At 61.6% G+C, this 16,047-nt stretch carries 16 protein-coding genes; 10 read left to right on the forward strand and 6 right to left on the reverse strand.

Features of this window, described 5'->3' with window-relative positions; translation table 11 throughout:
* Positions 1-969 precede the first annotated feature (969 nt).
* From DYST_RS07650 to DYST_RS07660, 3 genes are all read left to right on the forward strand, one after another.
* Complete coding sequence (locus tag DYST_RS07650; protein WP_102302365.1) at positions 970-1,227, forward strand: hypothetical protein; 258 nt, start codon at positions 970-972, stop codon at positions 1,225-1,227.
* Between the two features lie 106 nt (positions 1,228-1,333).
* Complete coding sequence (locus tag DYST_RS07655; RefSeq protein WP_102302366.1) at positions 1,334-1,555, forward strand: hypothetical protein; 222 nt, start codon at positions 1,334-1,336, stop codon at positions 1,553-1,555.
* A gap of 818 nt (positions 1,556-2,373) precedes the next feature.
* Positions 2,374-2,568, forward strand: coding sequence for a hypothetical protein (locus DYST_RS07660; RefSeq protein WP_239951097.1), 195 nt, complete (start codon positions 2,374-2,376; stop codon positions 2,566-2,568).
* A gap of 122 nt (positions 2,569-2,690) precedes the next feature.
* On the opposite strand, the gene DYST_RS07665 is transcribed toward DYST_RS07660, so the two are convergent.
* On the reverse strand, positions 2,691-3,536 hold the full coding sequence (locus tag DYST_RS07665; RefSeq protein WP_239951099.1) for a VOC family protein: 846 nt from the start codon (positions 3,534-3,536) through the stop codon (positions 2,691-2,693).
* A 329-nt stretch (positions 3,537-3,865) separates the two neighbouring features.
* Between DYST_RS07665 and DYST_RS07670 the strand changes: the two genes are divergently transcribed.
* Positions 3,866-5,824, forward strand: coding sequence for a M61 family metallopeptidase (locus DYST_RS07670; protein WP_239951101.1), 1,959 nt, complete (start codon positions 3,866-3,868; stop codon positions 5,822-5,824).
* A gap of 215 nt (positions 5,825-6,039) precedes the next feature.
* Positions 6,040-6,867, forward strand: a complete 828-nt coding sequence (locus tag DYST_RS07675) for a GAF domain-containing protein (protein ID WP_239951103.1) — start codon at positions 6,040-6,042, stop codon at positions 6,865-6,867.
* On the opposite strand, the gene DYST_RS07680 is transcribed toward DYST_RS07675, so the two are convergent.
* The 3 genes from DYST_RS07680 to msrA form a co-directional block, all read right to left on the reverse strand.
* Positions 6,864-7,802, reverse strand: a complete 939-nt coding sequence (locus tag DYST_RS07680; RefSeq protein WP_239951105.1) for a LysR family transcriptional regulator — start codon at positions 7,800-7,802, stop codon at positions 6,864-6,866. The genes DYST_RS07675 and DYST_RS07680 overlap by 4 nt on opposite strands.
* A 118-nt stretch (positions 7,803-7,920) precedes the next feature.
* A complete protein-coding gene (locus tag DYST_RS07685; protein WP_239951106.1) occupies positions 7,921-8,694 on the reverse strand; it encodes an SDR family oxidoreductase in 774 nt (257 codons plus the stop codon).
* Between the two features lie 180 nt (positions 8,695-8,874).
* Positions 8,875-9,393 (reverse strand): peptide-methionine (S)-S-oxide reductase MsrA, encoded by a 519-nt coding sequence (gene msrA / locus DYST_RS07690; protein ID WP_239951108.1) that lies wholly within the window; start codon positions 9,391-9,393, stop codon positions 8,875-8,877.
* Between the two features lie 420 nt (positions 9,394-9,813).
* On the opposite strand from msrA, the gene DYST_RS07695 reads away from it, so the two are divergent.
* A complete protein-coding gene (locus DYST_RS07695; RefSeq protein WP_102302372.1) occupies positions 9,814-10,275 on the forward strand; it encodes a hypothetical protein in 462 nt (153 codons plus the stop codon).
* A gap of 163 nt (positions 10,276-10,438) precedes the next feature.
* Here DYST_RS07695 and DYST_RS07700 read toward each other — a convergent pair whose 3' ends face one another.
* Entirely contained in the window at positions 10,439-11,356 is a 918-nt protein-coding gene (locus DYST_RS07700; protein WP_239951109.1) for a JmjC domain-containing protein, read from the reverse strand.
* A gap of 174 nt (positions 11,357-11,530) precedes the next feature.
* Here DYST_RS07700 and DYST_RS07705 point away from each other — a divergent pair, with 174 nt between their 5' ends.
* The 4 genes from DYST_RS07705 to DYST_RS07720 all read left to right on the forward strand — a co-directional run bounded on the left by DYST_RS07705 (position 11,531) and on the right by DYST_RS07720 (position 15,505).
* A complete protein-coding gene (locus tag DYST_RS07705; protein ID WP_239951111.1) occupies positions 11,531-11,914 on the forward strand; it encodes a lysozyme inhibitor LprI family protein in 384 nt (127 codons plus the stop codon).
* Between the two features lie 177 nt (positions 11,915-12,091).
* Positions 12,092-12,784 carry an alpha/beta hydrolase gene (locus DYST_RS07710; RefSeq protein ID WP_239951112.1) on the forward strand — a complete coding sequence of 231 codons (693 nt, stop codon included), beginning with the start codon at positions 12,092-12,094 and terminating at the stop codon, positions 12,782-12,784.
* A gap of 363 nt (positions 12,785-13,147) precedes the next feature.
* A complete protein-coding gene (locus DYST_RS07715) occupies positions 13,148-14,155 on the forward strand; it encodes a hypothetical protein (RefSeq protein ID WP_239951114.1) in 1,008 nt (335 codons plus the stop codon).
* Between the two features lie 372 nt (positions 14,156-14,527).
* A complete protein-coding gene (locus DYST_RS07720) occupies positions 14,528-15,505 on the forward strand; it encodes a GGDEF domain-containing protein (RefSeq protein ID WP_343214863.1) in 978 nt (325 codons plus the stop codon).
* Between the two features lie 117 nt (positions 15,506-15,622).
* Here the strand turns inward: DYST_RS07720 and DYST_RS07725 are convergent, their stop codons facing one another.
* Entirely contained in the window at positions 15,623-15,877 is a 255-nt protein-coding gene (locus tag DYST_RS07725; RefSeq protein WP_239951117.1) for a hypothetical protein, read from the reverse strand.
* Between the last annotated feature and the right edge of the window lie 170 nt (positions 15,878-16,047).

A 16,047-nucleotide genomic window follows, 5' to 3' on the forward strand; every position in this document is an offset into this window, starting at 1 on the left:
CGCCGAATGCGGTGGTTAGCTCGATCACGGTGCAGGTAGATCAGTGGGACATCCGGCTGGCCGATCTGGCCTGAAAACAGGCGCACATATCAGTAAGGCACCAAACCTAAGGTGATACTTATGGCTGACCATTTCAGATCTCTATTCCGAGCCCCGTGGCTAACTGCGCTCATGCTGTACCTCGGCGATTTGTTCGATCACATGTTCAGCGAACCGTACACTCGGACCAGTTTGATCATGTCCCAAAGGCATCAACTTTCTGTGGCCATGGAATCCGCACGAAAGCTCAGGCGAGGCGGCGGCCGATGATCATCGGTGCTTCTGCAAGGCTCAGGTGCTTCTTCAGGTCGATCCGCAGGAGCGGGTATCAACCTGCGCCGTCCATTGAAGAGCTATACGTCTTGCGACATGACCAGCCGACACAGTCAACTTGGTTATGGCGAAGATTTGTTCGCGCTCTTACGAAAGCCGTACGGCGGTAGAACACATGGCCCTGACAAGATCACAGCTTGTCGACGCGTTGCTAGCCCTGGATGCAGAGCTACTGGGGCTCGAGGCCGGTGGCGTGCAGGAGGAGGCTGTTCAAATGGTGCTTGAGCAGGCGGTGCATTTATCGACGCGGAGCGTTGATAAACGAGATCGTCTCTGGTGGTGGGGTCAGCTTTACGCCGTTATGGATCATCGTGCCGCGCGACTCATGTCGTCATCGGCCGCGTTAGCGTCGACCTGAGAAGAGGCTCAGCGTCAGGGGCATGCCCTTTCGCGACGTTGGTCTCGGTCACCATGGATGTGTTTTAGACATCGATACCCATGAGCGCCGCCGCAATCATCGTCTCGCTCGTCCACGATGCAGGGCGTGCGGCATTGGCCATCGCTCAGGCCGGTTCACACGGCGGATATCAAGACCATCACGGCCCTGTTCCTCTTGTTGGCGTACAGTAAAGCAAGTCAGTGAATCTGGAGCTCGCTATGCCTATCCGTGTCGGGCTGCAGCAGGACGACGTCAACTACCTGTTCTCGCTCAGCTACGGCGAGCTACTGAACATACCGTTGGTCAGCGCCGATAGGCTGCTGGCCGAGCATTTGATAGAGGCCGTTGGAATGCTCGATGGCGCGGCAGTGACCGGCCGGAAGCTCTACAACGTGGACATTACCCGCAGGGGGCGCCTTATGGTGACGGCCGTTCTTCGTGGGCACAACAGCCGGTTCATCGCACCACCTTCGTAGTTGGCGGTAGCAACATGTCACGCCCTATATAACGTTGGCATACCCTCTCTTCGCTGGTCATCCGATCCACAACTCGACGTTCCACGCCGCCATCAGTAACGCACTCATGTCTAAGTTCCATCGCCGCAACCATGAACAGATCCAGCTCAATCGCCTGGTGGTCCAACTTCCGCGCTTGCAACAAGAGTTCCCCGATCCGGCGGATTTCTGGTCTGCCTTCGCTGGACTGGCTGACTTGATCGTCGATGCGGCTGGACCTGACGACCACGACTGGGTTGCCTGCCAGATCAACGCCATGCTGGAAGCTCGCGGGTTGCTGGTCCACTAACCTTTCGACTGGATCCTCTCAGGAATCAAGCCCCATCAGCGCGGCTTGGCTGGAGTCGCTTGAGAAGTTTGTTCTCATGAAGGCGGCCGGATCACATAGTTCTCCGGTGGAGTGGCACGCAGCAGGTAGGTGACGAAGTAATCCCACATGCGCCGGGTGTAATAGGCGTCGGTGCGGGTGGGCGTGGTTACACATGTGCCGCCGCGCCAGAACTTTACCAAACACGCACGGTCCCATCTCCGTCGTAGTGCACCTGAAGGGCGCCCGATCTATCTCGTCTGCGCACAGTGCATGAAGGACTCTGCCAAAGGGAGTTCGATGATGGGATGGAGGGCGTGAAGTCCAGGGACCTTACCGTGTCGGCGCGCCGGATCGCCGCCATAGTCGTGGCCATCGGCTTTCATCTCATCCTGCTGATCGGACTACTGAGACCGATAGCCCCTCGCATGGATACGACCCCGGAGATGGAGAGTAGTGAGGCGGTACTCAAAGTACGATTCGTTTCGTTGACGCGACTGACGCCCACGCCACCGGCATCGCCTACGTCTCAGAAGACATCGGTGAAAGAGAAGATCCCGCCACCCGTCCAGCGCGCAACGCATGTTGCGGTACGGCCTCCTGCAACAGGCTCTACTGGCGTGCCATCTCCGCCCGTAGCCGATACGCCTGCCACACCTGATCAGTACACCAACGGTCAAACCACCTCGGGAGATGGCGGATTCCGCGACCGGATACTCAACGCCCGACACTCCCAAGGCATTCATGGCGTACCTGGATCCGATAGGCGAGTCGCGCCTGGCATTGAGTTGACCGATCCCATGAACCAAGGCATTGGCTCAGTCATGCGCAACGCGCAACGTCTGTTTGGCGTTACGAATCACCACTGTATCGACGTCGACGTGTGGCAACACCTCACCCCGGACGAATTGAAAGAGCGACACCTCACGGCGGCTGACGTAGAAAAGGAATCGCAAAAGTACAACTGCAACAGACCGCTAGGGCTCAACTTCTAGAGCTATTCTGACCGACAAGGTCCGGTCGCCGGTCACGCCCGCTGCACGTTAGCGACTACCACCAGTTGCCGCTCAAGCTGCTCCGGCTGATGTTCGATCTCGCTGCATCCATACGACTCGTTCTACCGGTCTGCGACTGAACAAGGCGAGCTGCCCGGCTGGCTTGCATGGAATTCGATGGACAAGCCGAGGTCGTCCTGTGTGGGGGCGAGGAAGGATTCGCCAGACACGCCTTCATAGGTCGGCAGTTTGTGCTCGTAGCCGCGCTCGACCCATCGTTGGGCGCGGCCGAGATCAATCACTCCCAGGCTCACACCCAGAATCCGCGGGCCGCCGCTCGCCATGGTCTGTGCCGCGATACCCGCACCATCGGGCTGGAGCGCCAACAGCGCCGTTGGGCCGACCGGCACGCAGAATCCCTTCGCGCCGATCGAGGGCACCTTTACCGGCACCGCATGGGCGTAGCCCATTTTCTCCAGTTGCTTGCGATCAGCATCGGCATCGCCCGATACCAACCAGATCGACGACAGCTCGCGGGCTCCGTTCGGGTGCTCACGTGTTACTCGATAGTCATCGGCGTTGCCAGGGTCGAACTGGTCGGGCGCGTAGTCGGCAGCGTAATCAATGAAGAAGGTATTGCTCGACAACGGCGCGCGGTCGAATGCGAACAGGCGCCAACCGGGTTTCGCGCTGTCAGGGCCAGAAAAGAATGGCGTGACTGCGTAATGCAGCGCCTGCAGCGATTGATGAATCACATCGAGCGACGAGGAGCGAAAACCAAAACTTCGCGAACCCGGCCCACCTTTCAGCGCTTGCTGATCTTCCTTCATGCCTGGATCAAACGTGGGATCAGGCCGGGTGACGCCGAGCAGTTCGATAAAACTGCTGTCCGAAAACCGGATATATCGATTGGCCACACCGCTGGGATCGTGCCCGGGCCGCACCTGGAAGCCGAGCTTGACCGACATGATCGATGTGACTTGGTCGATCCCACGCCCCCATAGCAGGATGTGGTCGAGTCGTGTGGTTGAGGCTGCGGGCGCAGATGTCGAAGCCTGCGCAGCGCCCAGGCACAACAGCCAAGCCGAAACGAACAGAGTCAGGCGCATCGTCTTCTCGCGTAGGGACATAGGCGGAGCATGCGCATGCCGCCAGAGGCGATCAATGACCTCGGAGGTCATGACGCCTAGGTGGCGGCACCAGCTCGATTCGGGCGGCAATACCGCACCCGCCCTAGCGTTGCGGGCCACCGGTGGTGTTAAGTAGCGCCCCTGTCCCCTTGCTCGCCGGAGCGCCCATGTCCCGTGTCACCACCACCGTTTCCGCAGCGTTCCTGCGTCGCAAATTTTCGCGCCTGGCGATTGCCGTTGCCATGACGCTCGCGGCCGGCGCGGCCGTTGCACAGCAGGCGTACACGGACAATGTGCCGCCGCCGCAGGACACGAAGTACCCCGGCACAGTGACGCTGCACGTCGATGCCAGCGACACGGTGCAGGGCATCTTCCGCGTCCGCGAAATCATTCCGGTCAAGCCCGGCGCGTTGACGTTGCTCTATCCCCAATGGATTCCCGGCGACCACTCGCCCACCGGCCCCATCAATATGCTGGCCGGCCTCAAGCTCACGGCCAATGGCAAGGCGCTGGCGTGGAAGCGTGATAAGTACAACGTGTACGCCTTCCACCTCGACGTGCCCGACGGTGTGTCGTCCATCGATGCGGAGTTCCAGTACCTGTCCGGCCGCACGGATGCTGATGGCTTCGAGATCACCGATCGCATGATGGACATGGAGTGGAGCAAGGTATCGCTCTACCCCGCCGGCTACTACACGCGTGGTATCACCTACGCACCCAGCATGACGCTGCCGCACGGCTGGCAGCTCGGCACCGCACTGGAAACCGCGTCGCAATCGGGCGATACCGTCACCTTCAAGCCGGTGACGTTCAACAACCTGGTCGATTCGCCGGTCTACGCGGGCCAATATTTCAAACGTGTGGATTTGAACCCGGGTGGCGCTGCGCCGGTGTATCTGGATGTCGTTGCGGATGCGCCGAAATATCTGGAGATCACGCCCGACCAACTGAAGGCGCACCGCGCCCTGGTGACCCAGGCGACGAAGCTGTTCGGCTCGCACCACTACGATCACTACGACTTTTTGTTCTCGCTGTCCGACCAATTGGCCGGCAACGGCACCGAGCACCATCAATCCAGCGAGAACGGCCTGGACGCCGACTACTTCACCAGTTGGAAGGAAGCCGCGCCCGGCCGCGACTTGCTCGCACACGAATACACGCACTCGTGGAACGGCAAGTTCCGCCGTCCCGCTGATCTGTGGACGCCCAACTTCAATGTGCCGATGGGCGACTCGCTGCTGTGGGTCTATGAAGGGCAGACGGAGTACTGGGGCTTCGTGCTGACCGCACGCTCGGGCATGTGGTCGGCGCAGGAATTCCGCGACGCGCTGGCCATGACGGCCGCCAACTACGACCGCAACCGTCCTGGCTTCCAGTGGCGCACGCTGGAAGACACCACCAATGACCCGACCGCCGCCCACCGCTCCGGCCTGCCCTACCGCAGCTGGCAGATGAGCGAGGAGTATTACAGCGGTGGCCAGATGATGTGGCTGGAAGTGGACGCGAAGTTGCGCGCGCTGACGCACGACAAGCGGTCGCTCGATGATTTCGCGCAGGCGTTCTTCGGCGTCGACAACGGCAGCTACGTCACCAAAACCTATACCTTCGACGATGTGGTGACCGCGCTCAACGGCGTCGCCCCCTACGATTGGGCGGGCTTCCTGCACGATCATGTCGACGTGCTGAATCCTCCGCTGCAGGACGGCCTGGCCGCGACCGGCTGGAAGCTGGTCTACACCGACAAGCCCAGCGACTACGAGGAGCAGTACAACGGCCGCTCGCAGCCGTCTCGCCACCTATACAACTTCACCTGGTCGATCGGCCTGACCATGAACGACAAGGGTCAGATCAACGACGTGCGCTGGGGTGGACCCGCCTTCAAGGCCGGCGTGAGCACCGGTGCGACGGTGATGGCGGTGAACGGTCAGGATTACTCCAAGGACGTGCTGACGGATGCGATTGCCGCCGCCAAGAACAACAAGGCGCCCATCCAACTGCTGCTGAAGTACCAAGGCGGTGTGCGCACGATATCGGTCGACTACCACGAGGGCCTGCAGTATCCGCATCTGGTGCGCGTGGAAGGCACGCCGGATTACCTCAGCGAGATCATCGCACCGCGCAAGTAAGCCTCGCGATAGCTTGCGTCGTGCCCAACGAGCCTGACATCCGTTGGGCGCGACGCCGGATCGGTGGGGCGGCGATCCTTTGTGACGGACATGTGCCCCGGACCCGCCGGGTTGACGCATACTGGCCACATCGCGAGTGCCGGGGAGACACCGCCATGCCCTTATCTGACCCGTCCACACGCTATGGCTGGCCACCTGCCGTCGCGGGGTTTGACATGCCCTCCCCGACCCATGCGGGTGGCGATGACGCCGAGCCGACCATGCTCGCCCTGCTGAATGGGCGGCCCGACCATTTCTGGATGGAGGCCTTCGCCTCTGAAGTGGACGATTTCAAATCGCAGCACCGGCTGAGAGACATGCGCCTGGATACGCGCGGCGTCGTGGTGTGCGGAACGGTGTCGCAGTTGCGCAGCCTCACCACCGAACTGCGCAATTTCGTCCATCGCGTGTCCCGCATCAGTCTGCAACGGCGAGTCATGGAGCGGCTCACCTTGGGTGGCGTTTCTGGCGCGACCGCCGCCGAGAACACCGCCGCCAGACACGATGTCGACCTCGTCGCGCATATGCCAGCCATCGCCGCGATCCTCGAGGAAGTGTCTCGCTCGACCGGCATGCGCTTTGCCACGCTCGCCCGCGTATCTGATACACGCTGGACGGCTTGCGCCGTGTACGACACCATCGATTTCGGCCTCCGCGCAGGAGAAGACCTGGCGTTGGAAACCACTATCTGCAACGAAATCCGCGAGCATGGACACACGGTGGTGTTCAACCACGCAAGCACGCACCCCCGTTTCGCCAATCACCCGACGCCGGCGCTGTACGGCTTCGAGGCGTACATCTCCGTTCCCATCTACATGGCGGATGGACGCTTCTTCGGCACGCTGTGCGCGGTGGATCCGCAGCCCCGCGAACTGGATCAGGCCACCGTGCAGATCCTCGAGCGATTCGCGCGTGCCATCGGCTTGGAGCTGGACCGGGCGGAGTTACTTTCCGTGCAGGACGACGACGACCTGGACGACGCGTCTTCTGTAACGGCGGTCTAGGTCTTCGCCACGCTGATAGGCGTCAGCTCGGCACTGTCCAAGTGGGGTTGTATCAGCGCCTCGAACCATTCGCTGAAGGCGCTGACGCGCGGCGATCGCTGACGGCGGTGCGGATAGAGCAGCGAGATGGGCATGGGCGGTGCGCGGAAATCCGGCATCACTTCCACCAGCTCACCGCTATCGAGCAGGTCTTTCACGTCGTAACGCGGAATCTGGATCAAGCCGATCCCGGCGAGGCAGCAGGCGATGTAGCTCTCGGCGTTCTGCACCACCACGGGGCTTGGCACGCGCAGATGGTGCAACTTGCCCATCTGCAGGTATTCCCAAGGCTGCTCCCTGCCCGCTACGCCTGCTGCATAGCCCACCAGCGCGTGGCCGCGCACCAGGTCGTCGGGCTGCTGCGGAACACCCTGCCTGCGCAGGTACTGCGGGCTGGCGCAATTCACCAAAGCGACATGGCCAAGTGGTCGCACGACGAGGCTGCTGTTGTGCAGATCACCCACCCGCACCGCGCAATCCACGCCTTCCTGCACCAGATCGACGGTGCGATCGGTCGAGCCGAGCCCCAGTTGCAACTGCGGGTGCTTGCGAAGCAGGCCGGGTAGCGCGGGAATGATCAGCCGACGCGCAATGCGGCTGGGCACGTCCACGTTGAGCCGCCCCACTACCGCCTGCTGACGGGTGAGAAACAGTGAGTCGATATCGTCCACGTCGCCCAGCAAGGTACGCACGCGTTCCAGCAATTGTTCGCCGTCCACGGTGAGCTGGACGCGCCGCGTCGTGCGATGCAGGAGGCGCGCACCCAGCTTCGCCTCCAGATCCTGGATGGCCGCCGATACCGTGGTGCGCGGGAGATCCAACGCCTGGGATGCCTTGATAAAGCTTCCCAAGTCGGCGACTCGGGTGAATATGCGGAACTGTTGGAGTTTGTCCATCGCGGAACCCACCGGCCTGTAACGTTCCTGCGGCCATCTTCCATGCTTGCGGCCCTAAGGAACAACCGGGCCAGCCGGCGATGCGCTGGCTGGCTTTCGGCCGCGTCCCGATGAAGCCTCACTTGGTCGTATAGCCACCATTGATGAGGATGGTCTGTCCGGTCATCCACCATCCATCACTCACCAGATGGCGGATGAAAGGCACCACGTCTTGGATGTCGGTCAGGCCCGTCTTGGAGAAACCCGACAACGCTGCTGCCGTCTTGTGATAAGCCACCGCATCTGTCCCTTCGGCGGGATAGAAGAACGGTGTATCCATGGGCCCGGGGCCCACGGCGTTTACCGAAATGCCACGCGCACCGAACTCCTTGGACGCTGCACGGGTGAAATGCTCCACCGGAGCCTTCGTACCCGCATAGGCGGCATAGAACGGTGTAAACGCCCCGAGCAACGACGTCACCAACGTGACGATCTTGCCGTTGTCGTTGACGTGCCTGCCCGCCTCCTTCAGGAAGAAGAACGCGGACTTCGCGTTGACCGCCGTCATCTCGTCGTACTCCGCCTCGGTGATCTCCACCAGGGGCTTCTTGAGCACCTTGCCCACGGTATTGATGGCGATGTCGGGCCGCCCCACGGCGGCAACGGTATCCGCAAACAGTTTTTCCACTGCCCCTGCCGTCGTCAGGTTCGCCTGGAATGCGGCGGCCTTCGCACCAGCCGCCTGGATGGCCGCCACCGTTTCCTGCGCGGCCGCCTCGGTGGCCGCGCTGTTGTAATGGATGACTACGGCCTTCGCACCTTGTCGCGCGAGGTCGCGGGCGATGAGCCCGCCGAGATTCTTCGCGCCACCCGCAATCAGCGCGACTTTGCCTTTAATCGAATGATCCGCCATGAACGTGTCCTCCTATCCGTCAGGAGAACCAGTCTCAGGCGCGCGACAGCGGGCGATCAGCCGGCACAATCGGGATGATTCGTCCCGAAATCCGGTCTAATCAGTCGCGCAAACGGTCTTATCCATGATGGGAGCGCGCAGCGTGCGCTCCCACAGGAAAGAGCTAGCCTGCGGCTAATATCACGCCACGTGGCTGCTGCGCCTCGGCAACGTCCAGTCCGGCCGCGGGAAGTGGCAGGTGTAGCCGTTGGGGAAGCGCTCCAGGTAGTCCTGATGCTCCGGCTCCGCCTCCCAGAATGGGCCGGCAGGCGCCACTTCCGTCACCACCTTGCCGGGCCACAAGCCCGATGCGTCCACGTCGGCAATGGTGTCTTCAGCGACGCGCTTCTGTTCGTCGTCGAAATAGAAAATCGCCGAGCGATAGCTCATGCCGATGTCATTGCCCTGGCGATTCTTGGTGCTCGGGTCATGGATCTGGAAAAAGAACTCCAGGATCTGCCGATAACTGATCACGGCGGGATCGAACACGATCTCGATCGCCTCCGAATGCGTGCCATGGTTGCGATACGTCGCGTTGGGCACATCGCCGCCCGAGTAACCCACCCGCGTGGCCAGCACGCCGGGATAGCGTCGCAGTAGATCCTGCATACCCCAGAAGCAGCCGCCAGCCAGGATCGCCGTTTCGGTTTTCGTGCTCATGTGTTGATCCTTCCCATCGGTGAGAGTCGTGTGGCAGGGCGCGGAATCGGGTGGGCAGCAGTCGCCGGTTTCGGCATCGCACTGCACGGAAGCATCCCCTGCTGACCCGTTGAATGTGGTGCTGTCCCGCCGGCTTCTCAAGACGCTAGGCCGCAAGGAATGGCGCCCCTTGGCGGGTTGGCGCCCTGCGCCTGCGGGCGACACACCACCGAAACGTCCATCTTGCGCAAAGACAGCACGGGCGCGACCTAAGGGGCGCCCAGGCCACGCTAAGCCTGCACTAAGCGCTGGATTACGAAATTTTTCCCTGAAGCCAAACGGCCGGCAACGGCCGCATGGACATGGGACGAATCGCAAAAAATTTCAGGGGGCATTAAGCCCCGCGGCCCGAGCATCAGCACCAACCCAAGGAGGTAAGTGATGAACAGTTTCGCGATCGGCAAACGCATGTTGCTCGGCCTGGCGCTGGCGGCATCCGTCGGCGCGCCGATGGTGGCCTCCGCACATGATGGCTGGCATGACGATGGACGCCATGGCGGCTGGGATCGCGGCGGTTGGCATGGCGGCGACCGCGGTGGCTGGCGCGGCGACCGTGGCGACTGGCACGGTGGCTATCGCGACGGTGGCTATCGCGACCGTGGCCACTGGAGTGGCGGCAGGTGGATCGCCGGCGCCATCGTCGTCGGCGCGGTCGCCGGCATCGTTTCACAGGCCATGGCACCGCCCCCGCCGCCGACCTACTACTACCCGCAGCAACCGACGGTGGTGTACCGCCAGCCAACGACGGTGATCTATCAAGACGCGCCGGTGGTGGTGCAGCAACCGGGCACGGTGATCTACCAGCAGGCGCCTGCCGGCTACCAGAACGACGACGGTTACTGAGGCTGCCACTTCACCCATGCAACAGAAGCCCGGCAACCGCCGGGCTTTTGCTTTTCTGTCGACCCGTCCACGTGCCAAACAGCAAGGAATAACGCCGCACGTTCCTCCGCCGCGGATAAGGTGCGCGCACTCATCTATGCCTTATGGGTGACGCAACAATGCATCAGTCTGCCACTGCGTACGCGCTTTTCTGGCGCAACGACGGGCAAGCCGGTGGATGCGCACCTGGCCCACGGCACACCACAATGGCCGACGCAGCGGCAAATGCCGCCTGGTCGAAGACACGGCTCTTGCCGTAGTCCGGCGGCGTCATGCCCAGTTTGTAGAGCATTTCGCGCATCACATGCACGCGCGCGTTCCGGCGCGTGGCATCGGTGTTGTAGGTGAAGCTGATCGTCGTCGACGACTCCTTGCTTGTCTCCACCATGTGCGGGCTGGTCAGCGGCATATACACGCCCATGCCCGGGCCAAGCTCGAACACGTGGGCCCGCGCGCGAAATTCCTCGCTCCACAAAGTACGGCTCAGGTCGTGGCGGAAGTGGAAACAGTCCCGCGCACGGTCGCTGCACACCTGTGTGTCTTCCGCATCCCACACGTAGACGGTTTTGGTGCCGCGCACTTGCAGCAGAAAGACGTGGCTGCGATCGATGTGGAACGGCGTGGCCGTGTTGGGCGATGCCGAGAAGATCCAGCCCGCCCGGTAATAAACCCCCGGGTCCTTGCGCTCAATCATCGGCTGCATGGAGTTGATCACCGCGCCGACCAGTTCGCGGTACGTCGGATCGGCCTGAATATGACGAAGCAGCACCCATGCCTTTGCACTGCTGATGTCCTTCAGCGAATCCACGGCAGACTTGGATGTAGGAAAGAGATTGGACGCATCATCAAAATCCGTCCCGGCCGTCGCGTCGCTGCTGAACGCGTACCAGAGTTTGGTGCCGCGGCAACGCTTGCCCAACTCCACCAGCTGCTCCGTCTGCAACAGCGGATGCTCGGTCAATCGATGCCTGAACGGCTGGATCCGCCATGGATCAAAGGCGTCCCAATCCAAGTCGATTACCGACGTGGTCTTATCGCTCATACAATCCCTCAAGGTGGCGAACCAGCGCGTCCTGCGCGCCCCAACAAACCCTGTTGACCAAACTTATACGCCGCGTTTTTCACCTGAAGCAGACGTCTGGAAGGCATACGCCGTGAAAGAAAATACGGCGCTTTTTCCCTGCGTGTGAACGACGAAAAAGCTTGCTCCTGGCGAATGTTTTCGCGCCGCATCGATGGATGCCCGGCGAAGAGAGAAAGCCACCGCCACACCGCGAGATTCCAGCCCCAGGAGCGTCCGCGAATCACGGCATTTATCGCCATCGCCGCCTGTCTCACCACCGAACGCGCTGCGCAGGACGGACGACTCAATACCACCTACAAGGCCCTGCTCGGCAAACTGCAGGGTGAGGCGAAGGACGATCTGGTTACCGCCGAACGGGCGTGGCTGGATTTCCACAACAAGAGCGACAGTTTCGAAAGTGCTCTCTACAGCGACGGAAGGGTCGCTGATCTCGAAGTCACGCAGAACGAAGTCTTTCGCCTTTGCGAACGCGCGAACACGCTGGAAAGATACCTATCCATCGCTAACGATCTGTAAAAGTGACGACGCGAAAGACACGATACAAAAAGTCCATCACCAGCTCTCTACGCGCTGTAGTGGAGAGTGCGCGGACATTCGAATCGCATACGACGATCCAGGCAATGCGGGGCTAGCCTGCCATTCATGGGATGACCATCTGTCGATTTTCAGCGGCGCTGACATCAGGAGTACATCATGAGCAACAAGCCTGCGATCGTATTGGTACACGGTTTCTGGGGCGGTGCGGCCCATTGGGCAAAAGTCATCGTCGAACTCAAGCGCCTGGGTTACGACAAGCTCCATGCCGTCGAAGTGCCTCTAACCTCCCTGGCGGAGGACGCGGAGCGCACACGTAAGATGGTTGCGCAGATCCAAGGGCCCGTCGTACTGGTCGGGCACTCGTATGGCGGCGCGGTCCTCAGCGAAGCCGGAAACCTGCCCAACGTCAGCGCGCTCGTCTTCATTGCAGCCTTCGCCCCTGACGCAGGCGAAAGCCCAGGCGGCATCACCCAGGAGAAGCTACCTGAGGCCGCGCCCAACCTGGCCCCCGATAGCGACGGATATCTATGGCTGAAGGCGGACAAGTTCCATGACAGTTTCTGTCAGGACCTCACCGCCGATGAAGGCCTGGTGATGGCAGTGACACAGAAGGCGCCGCTGGCCAGCACATTCGGCGACGCCATCTCCGATCCGGCATGGAGACACAAACCGTCCTGGTATCAGATCTCCAATCATGACCGGATGATCCATCCTGATAACCAAAGGCGCATGTCCAGCCGCATGGGCGCTCGCAAGGTGATTGCCCTCGACGCAAGCCACGCATCACTGGCCTCCAAACCCGTCGAAGTGGCAGCGTTTATCAGCGAGGCAGCATCAACGGCGAGCTGACGCCTGGTTGCTAGTCATACACATGCCCATCGTGCGGTAGGCCGCGTATCGCGAACGAGGATGGGCACGCAGCTTGAGATCCTGCCTCGGCGCGGCCTCCGGGGCAGGATGCTTGAACCGGCGCTCAGGCACTTTCGCAAGCCCCTTCCCGATACGGAAGACCGTCGATCTCCCTGCATGGCTCGCCAGTCATGCGTCAAAGCTTCATCCCGTCGAAGCCAATCCAACCGCTGCTAGACTCCCTGCTTCATAGCGCGGTGGGGCCTGCATCGCCTGCAGCACGGGATGCCGCTGCCGCAAGGTCGGGTGCTCGAGCCAGCACAGTCACAAGGACGCGCTTCTTCAACACGCCAAGGATGTCGAGTGGCCTACTCCCTACGCCGCTTTTTGCAAACCGTCGCCGTTGCCTCAGCGTTGCTGCTCGCTGGCTGCATTCCTCCGTTCGTCTATCCGCATGTCAACACATCCAGCTTCGACACGGCGTTTATCCTCCCCGCGCCGAACGAAGGGCCCTGGCTGCGCCTGGATAATGGCCTCGACCTTTACGCCTGGCAGAACTGCTATGTCTATGTGCTGCGCCGCGATCCCTGCGATGGCGTGAGCCTGGTCGCCGTGCCCAGCGGCGCGACGATGGACTGGATGCGCCTGCTCAAGTCGCAACACCCGGACGCCATCGTTTCAGACCAACGCGTAGACGTCGTCCGCCCACTTTCCGCACATAGCAGCACGCCTGATCGACTGATCGGCTTGTTCCGGCGTTACGAGGGCTCACCTGCCAAGGACGACGACATCCTGCTCGGACGCCAGGACAGCGTGGACAAGTACGGCCTCGCCGCCAGCGGCGCTGTATCGGTGGCCCTGCGGCACAGCGATATCTGGCACGACATGACCGCATCCGGCGCTCAAACCGGCGATATCCAACTGGTGGTGTACGACGACCAGCGCACCTGGATCTTCGCCCAACCGATCGGGGCACAGGACACTGCCAACCTCTACACACCGGCGAAGCTGTTTCATTTCGACGGGAACGCTGACGAACTGCTGCAACGCCCGATGATGCTGTACTTCGATGATGGCGCATCCCGAGACCAAGCCCGCCGTGTTGTCGCCGACGATGAGGCTGCAGCCATCGGCTATCGCATCGCCTTCGCGAATATGCCGTTGCCGCAGGCCATCTTTACGCTCGATACCAATACCTTCCAGCGTCCGGTAGTACGCCAACGCCAGCCCACCCTGCTTTGCCACTACAGCGAAAGCGAATTCCACGCATCCATGTTCGACGACTACCAGCGTCGGCTGCCCGAGTTGAAGAAGTGCGCACCGTTTACCGATGAGGCGTTACGCGAGATCGAACGGAAACAGAAGCACTGACCGCTCGTCATGGGCGTAGCCTGGCCCGGATAGACATTCGCGAATCGACTACCCCGTGACGGCAAACCCCCCTATGCCGGCCCGGTGCAGACATTGCCGTACGGCGTCGCTGCCTGCCCTTCCGCGTAAGGCGAAGTCCCCCGCCCCACGCCCGGGGTTCGCCTAGTAACCGGCGATAGGCCTCAGTTCGAGGCTGATGGCATCCATCTTGCTGCTCATGCGGTGTCAGATCGATTTCCGCGCCTTGAGACACGCATGCATCACCCGTTCGCCAAGCAGCAGCGCGCCGACGATCCGAACCATCGGCACGAGTACATGCACTATCTGGCTCAACGCATGGCTCCGGCGATCCATGCGCTAACGTTGTTGGCCGTGGTCGCCTATCCGCTGGCGGCGGGCGGGCGCGCGCTTGTCAGCGCTTCACCCGTACCCCTGCCGCTACGCCTTGCGCCTACCATCCCATTGGCCGTGTTGGCCCTGGTCACTCGCCGGGAACGGCGACCGATACCGCTCAGCCTTCTCGCGCTGGCGTGCGTGCTGATCTTGGAAATCGGCATCAATCTGAACGGCATCGGGCAAGTGCCGGGACAGCGCCTGGTGCTGCCGGGCTTGCTCTTGCCCGTGGCGTCATCGGTCATTTGGATTGGTCGCTGGGATTTCATCGCCGCGATGCTGCTGTGTGCGCTCGGCCCGCTGCCGATGCTGCTGATGGGATCCGTCAACGGGATACCGGTGTTCCAGTACGCCGTCTACATGACGATCGCCATTTCTGTAGCGGCGGTGCTACGTGCCTTTATCACCCGTACCCTGTTCGAACAGTTCCGACTGGAAAAGCAACTGAGGGAACAAGCCCATACCGATGGGCTGACCGGACTACTGCAACGCAACCGCTTTCTTGAGCTGGCCCGCTTTGCGTTGGAAGACATCTATCTACGGCGGATTCCGGGCGCGGTGCTCTACCTGGATGCCGACCACTTCAAGCAACTCAACGATGCGTTCGGTCATGCTGCCGGTGATGAAGTGCTGATCAAGCTGGCTGACGGCCTGCGCTCACAGATGCGCGATTCGGATCTGGCTGGAAGAGTTGGCGGTGAGGAATTTGTCATGCTTCTTCCCGGCGCCACGCTTCAGCACGCCTATGCGCGGGCTGAGCAACTGCGCGAGACCATGCGCTCCGTGCACCGGCCTGATCGACAACTCACGATTAGTATCGGCATCGCGCAGTGCAACCGGGCCGGCGAAAGTATCGAGAGCCTGATCTCTCGCGCCGATAAGGCGATGCGCCAGGCCAAGGACAACGGCCGCAATCAGGTGGTCATCGACCATTTTGCAGCGAAGCAGCATGGGTGAGCCGCCCGCTAGGCATGCGCTGCGTTTACTTTGTTTGATAGTTGAGTGCGCTCCTGGCACCCCAATTCCTTAAGGTGCACCGTCAATCCTTCGGGACGGCCACCTTACAGCCCGACGCTACGGCACCACCGCCAGCGGCTGCCCCGTGGCTTCGAGGTGACGAATGTCCTTGCTGCCCCGCGCGCGCGCGGCGAGGCCGGCATCTTCGGGAAAGTAGCTCGCTGATGGATCGACGGCCGCCGCGGCGTGCACAACGTATAGCGGCTCCTCCAGCGCGTGGGAACCGACCCATGCCAGCGGAGCGGCCATAACGAGCGCGGCCATCAACCAGTTCAACCCCGAACGGTTTTTTCCATCGTCGGAACGCAGCATATCGGTCGCCTCCATAGGATGTCAGCGCGATTACACGATTTCTTTCCACCGTTGAAGCCCGCACCGATAGATACACCATCGATGCGTGGAACCGCCCGGCCCGTTCCGGCACGGATGTATGGACAACACAGATACTCCGGCAACGCTACGCACAGATGACGGGCGACAAC

It is taken from the genome of Dyella terrae, assembly GCF_022394535.1.
GTDB lineage: Bacteria > Pseudomonadota > Gammaproteobacteria > Xanthomonadales > Rhodanobacteraceae > Dyella.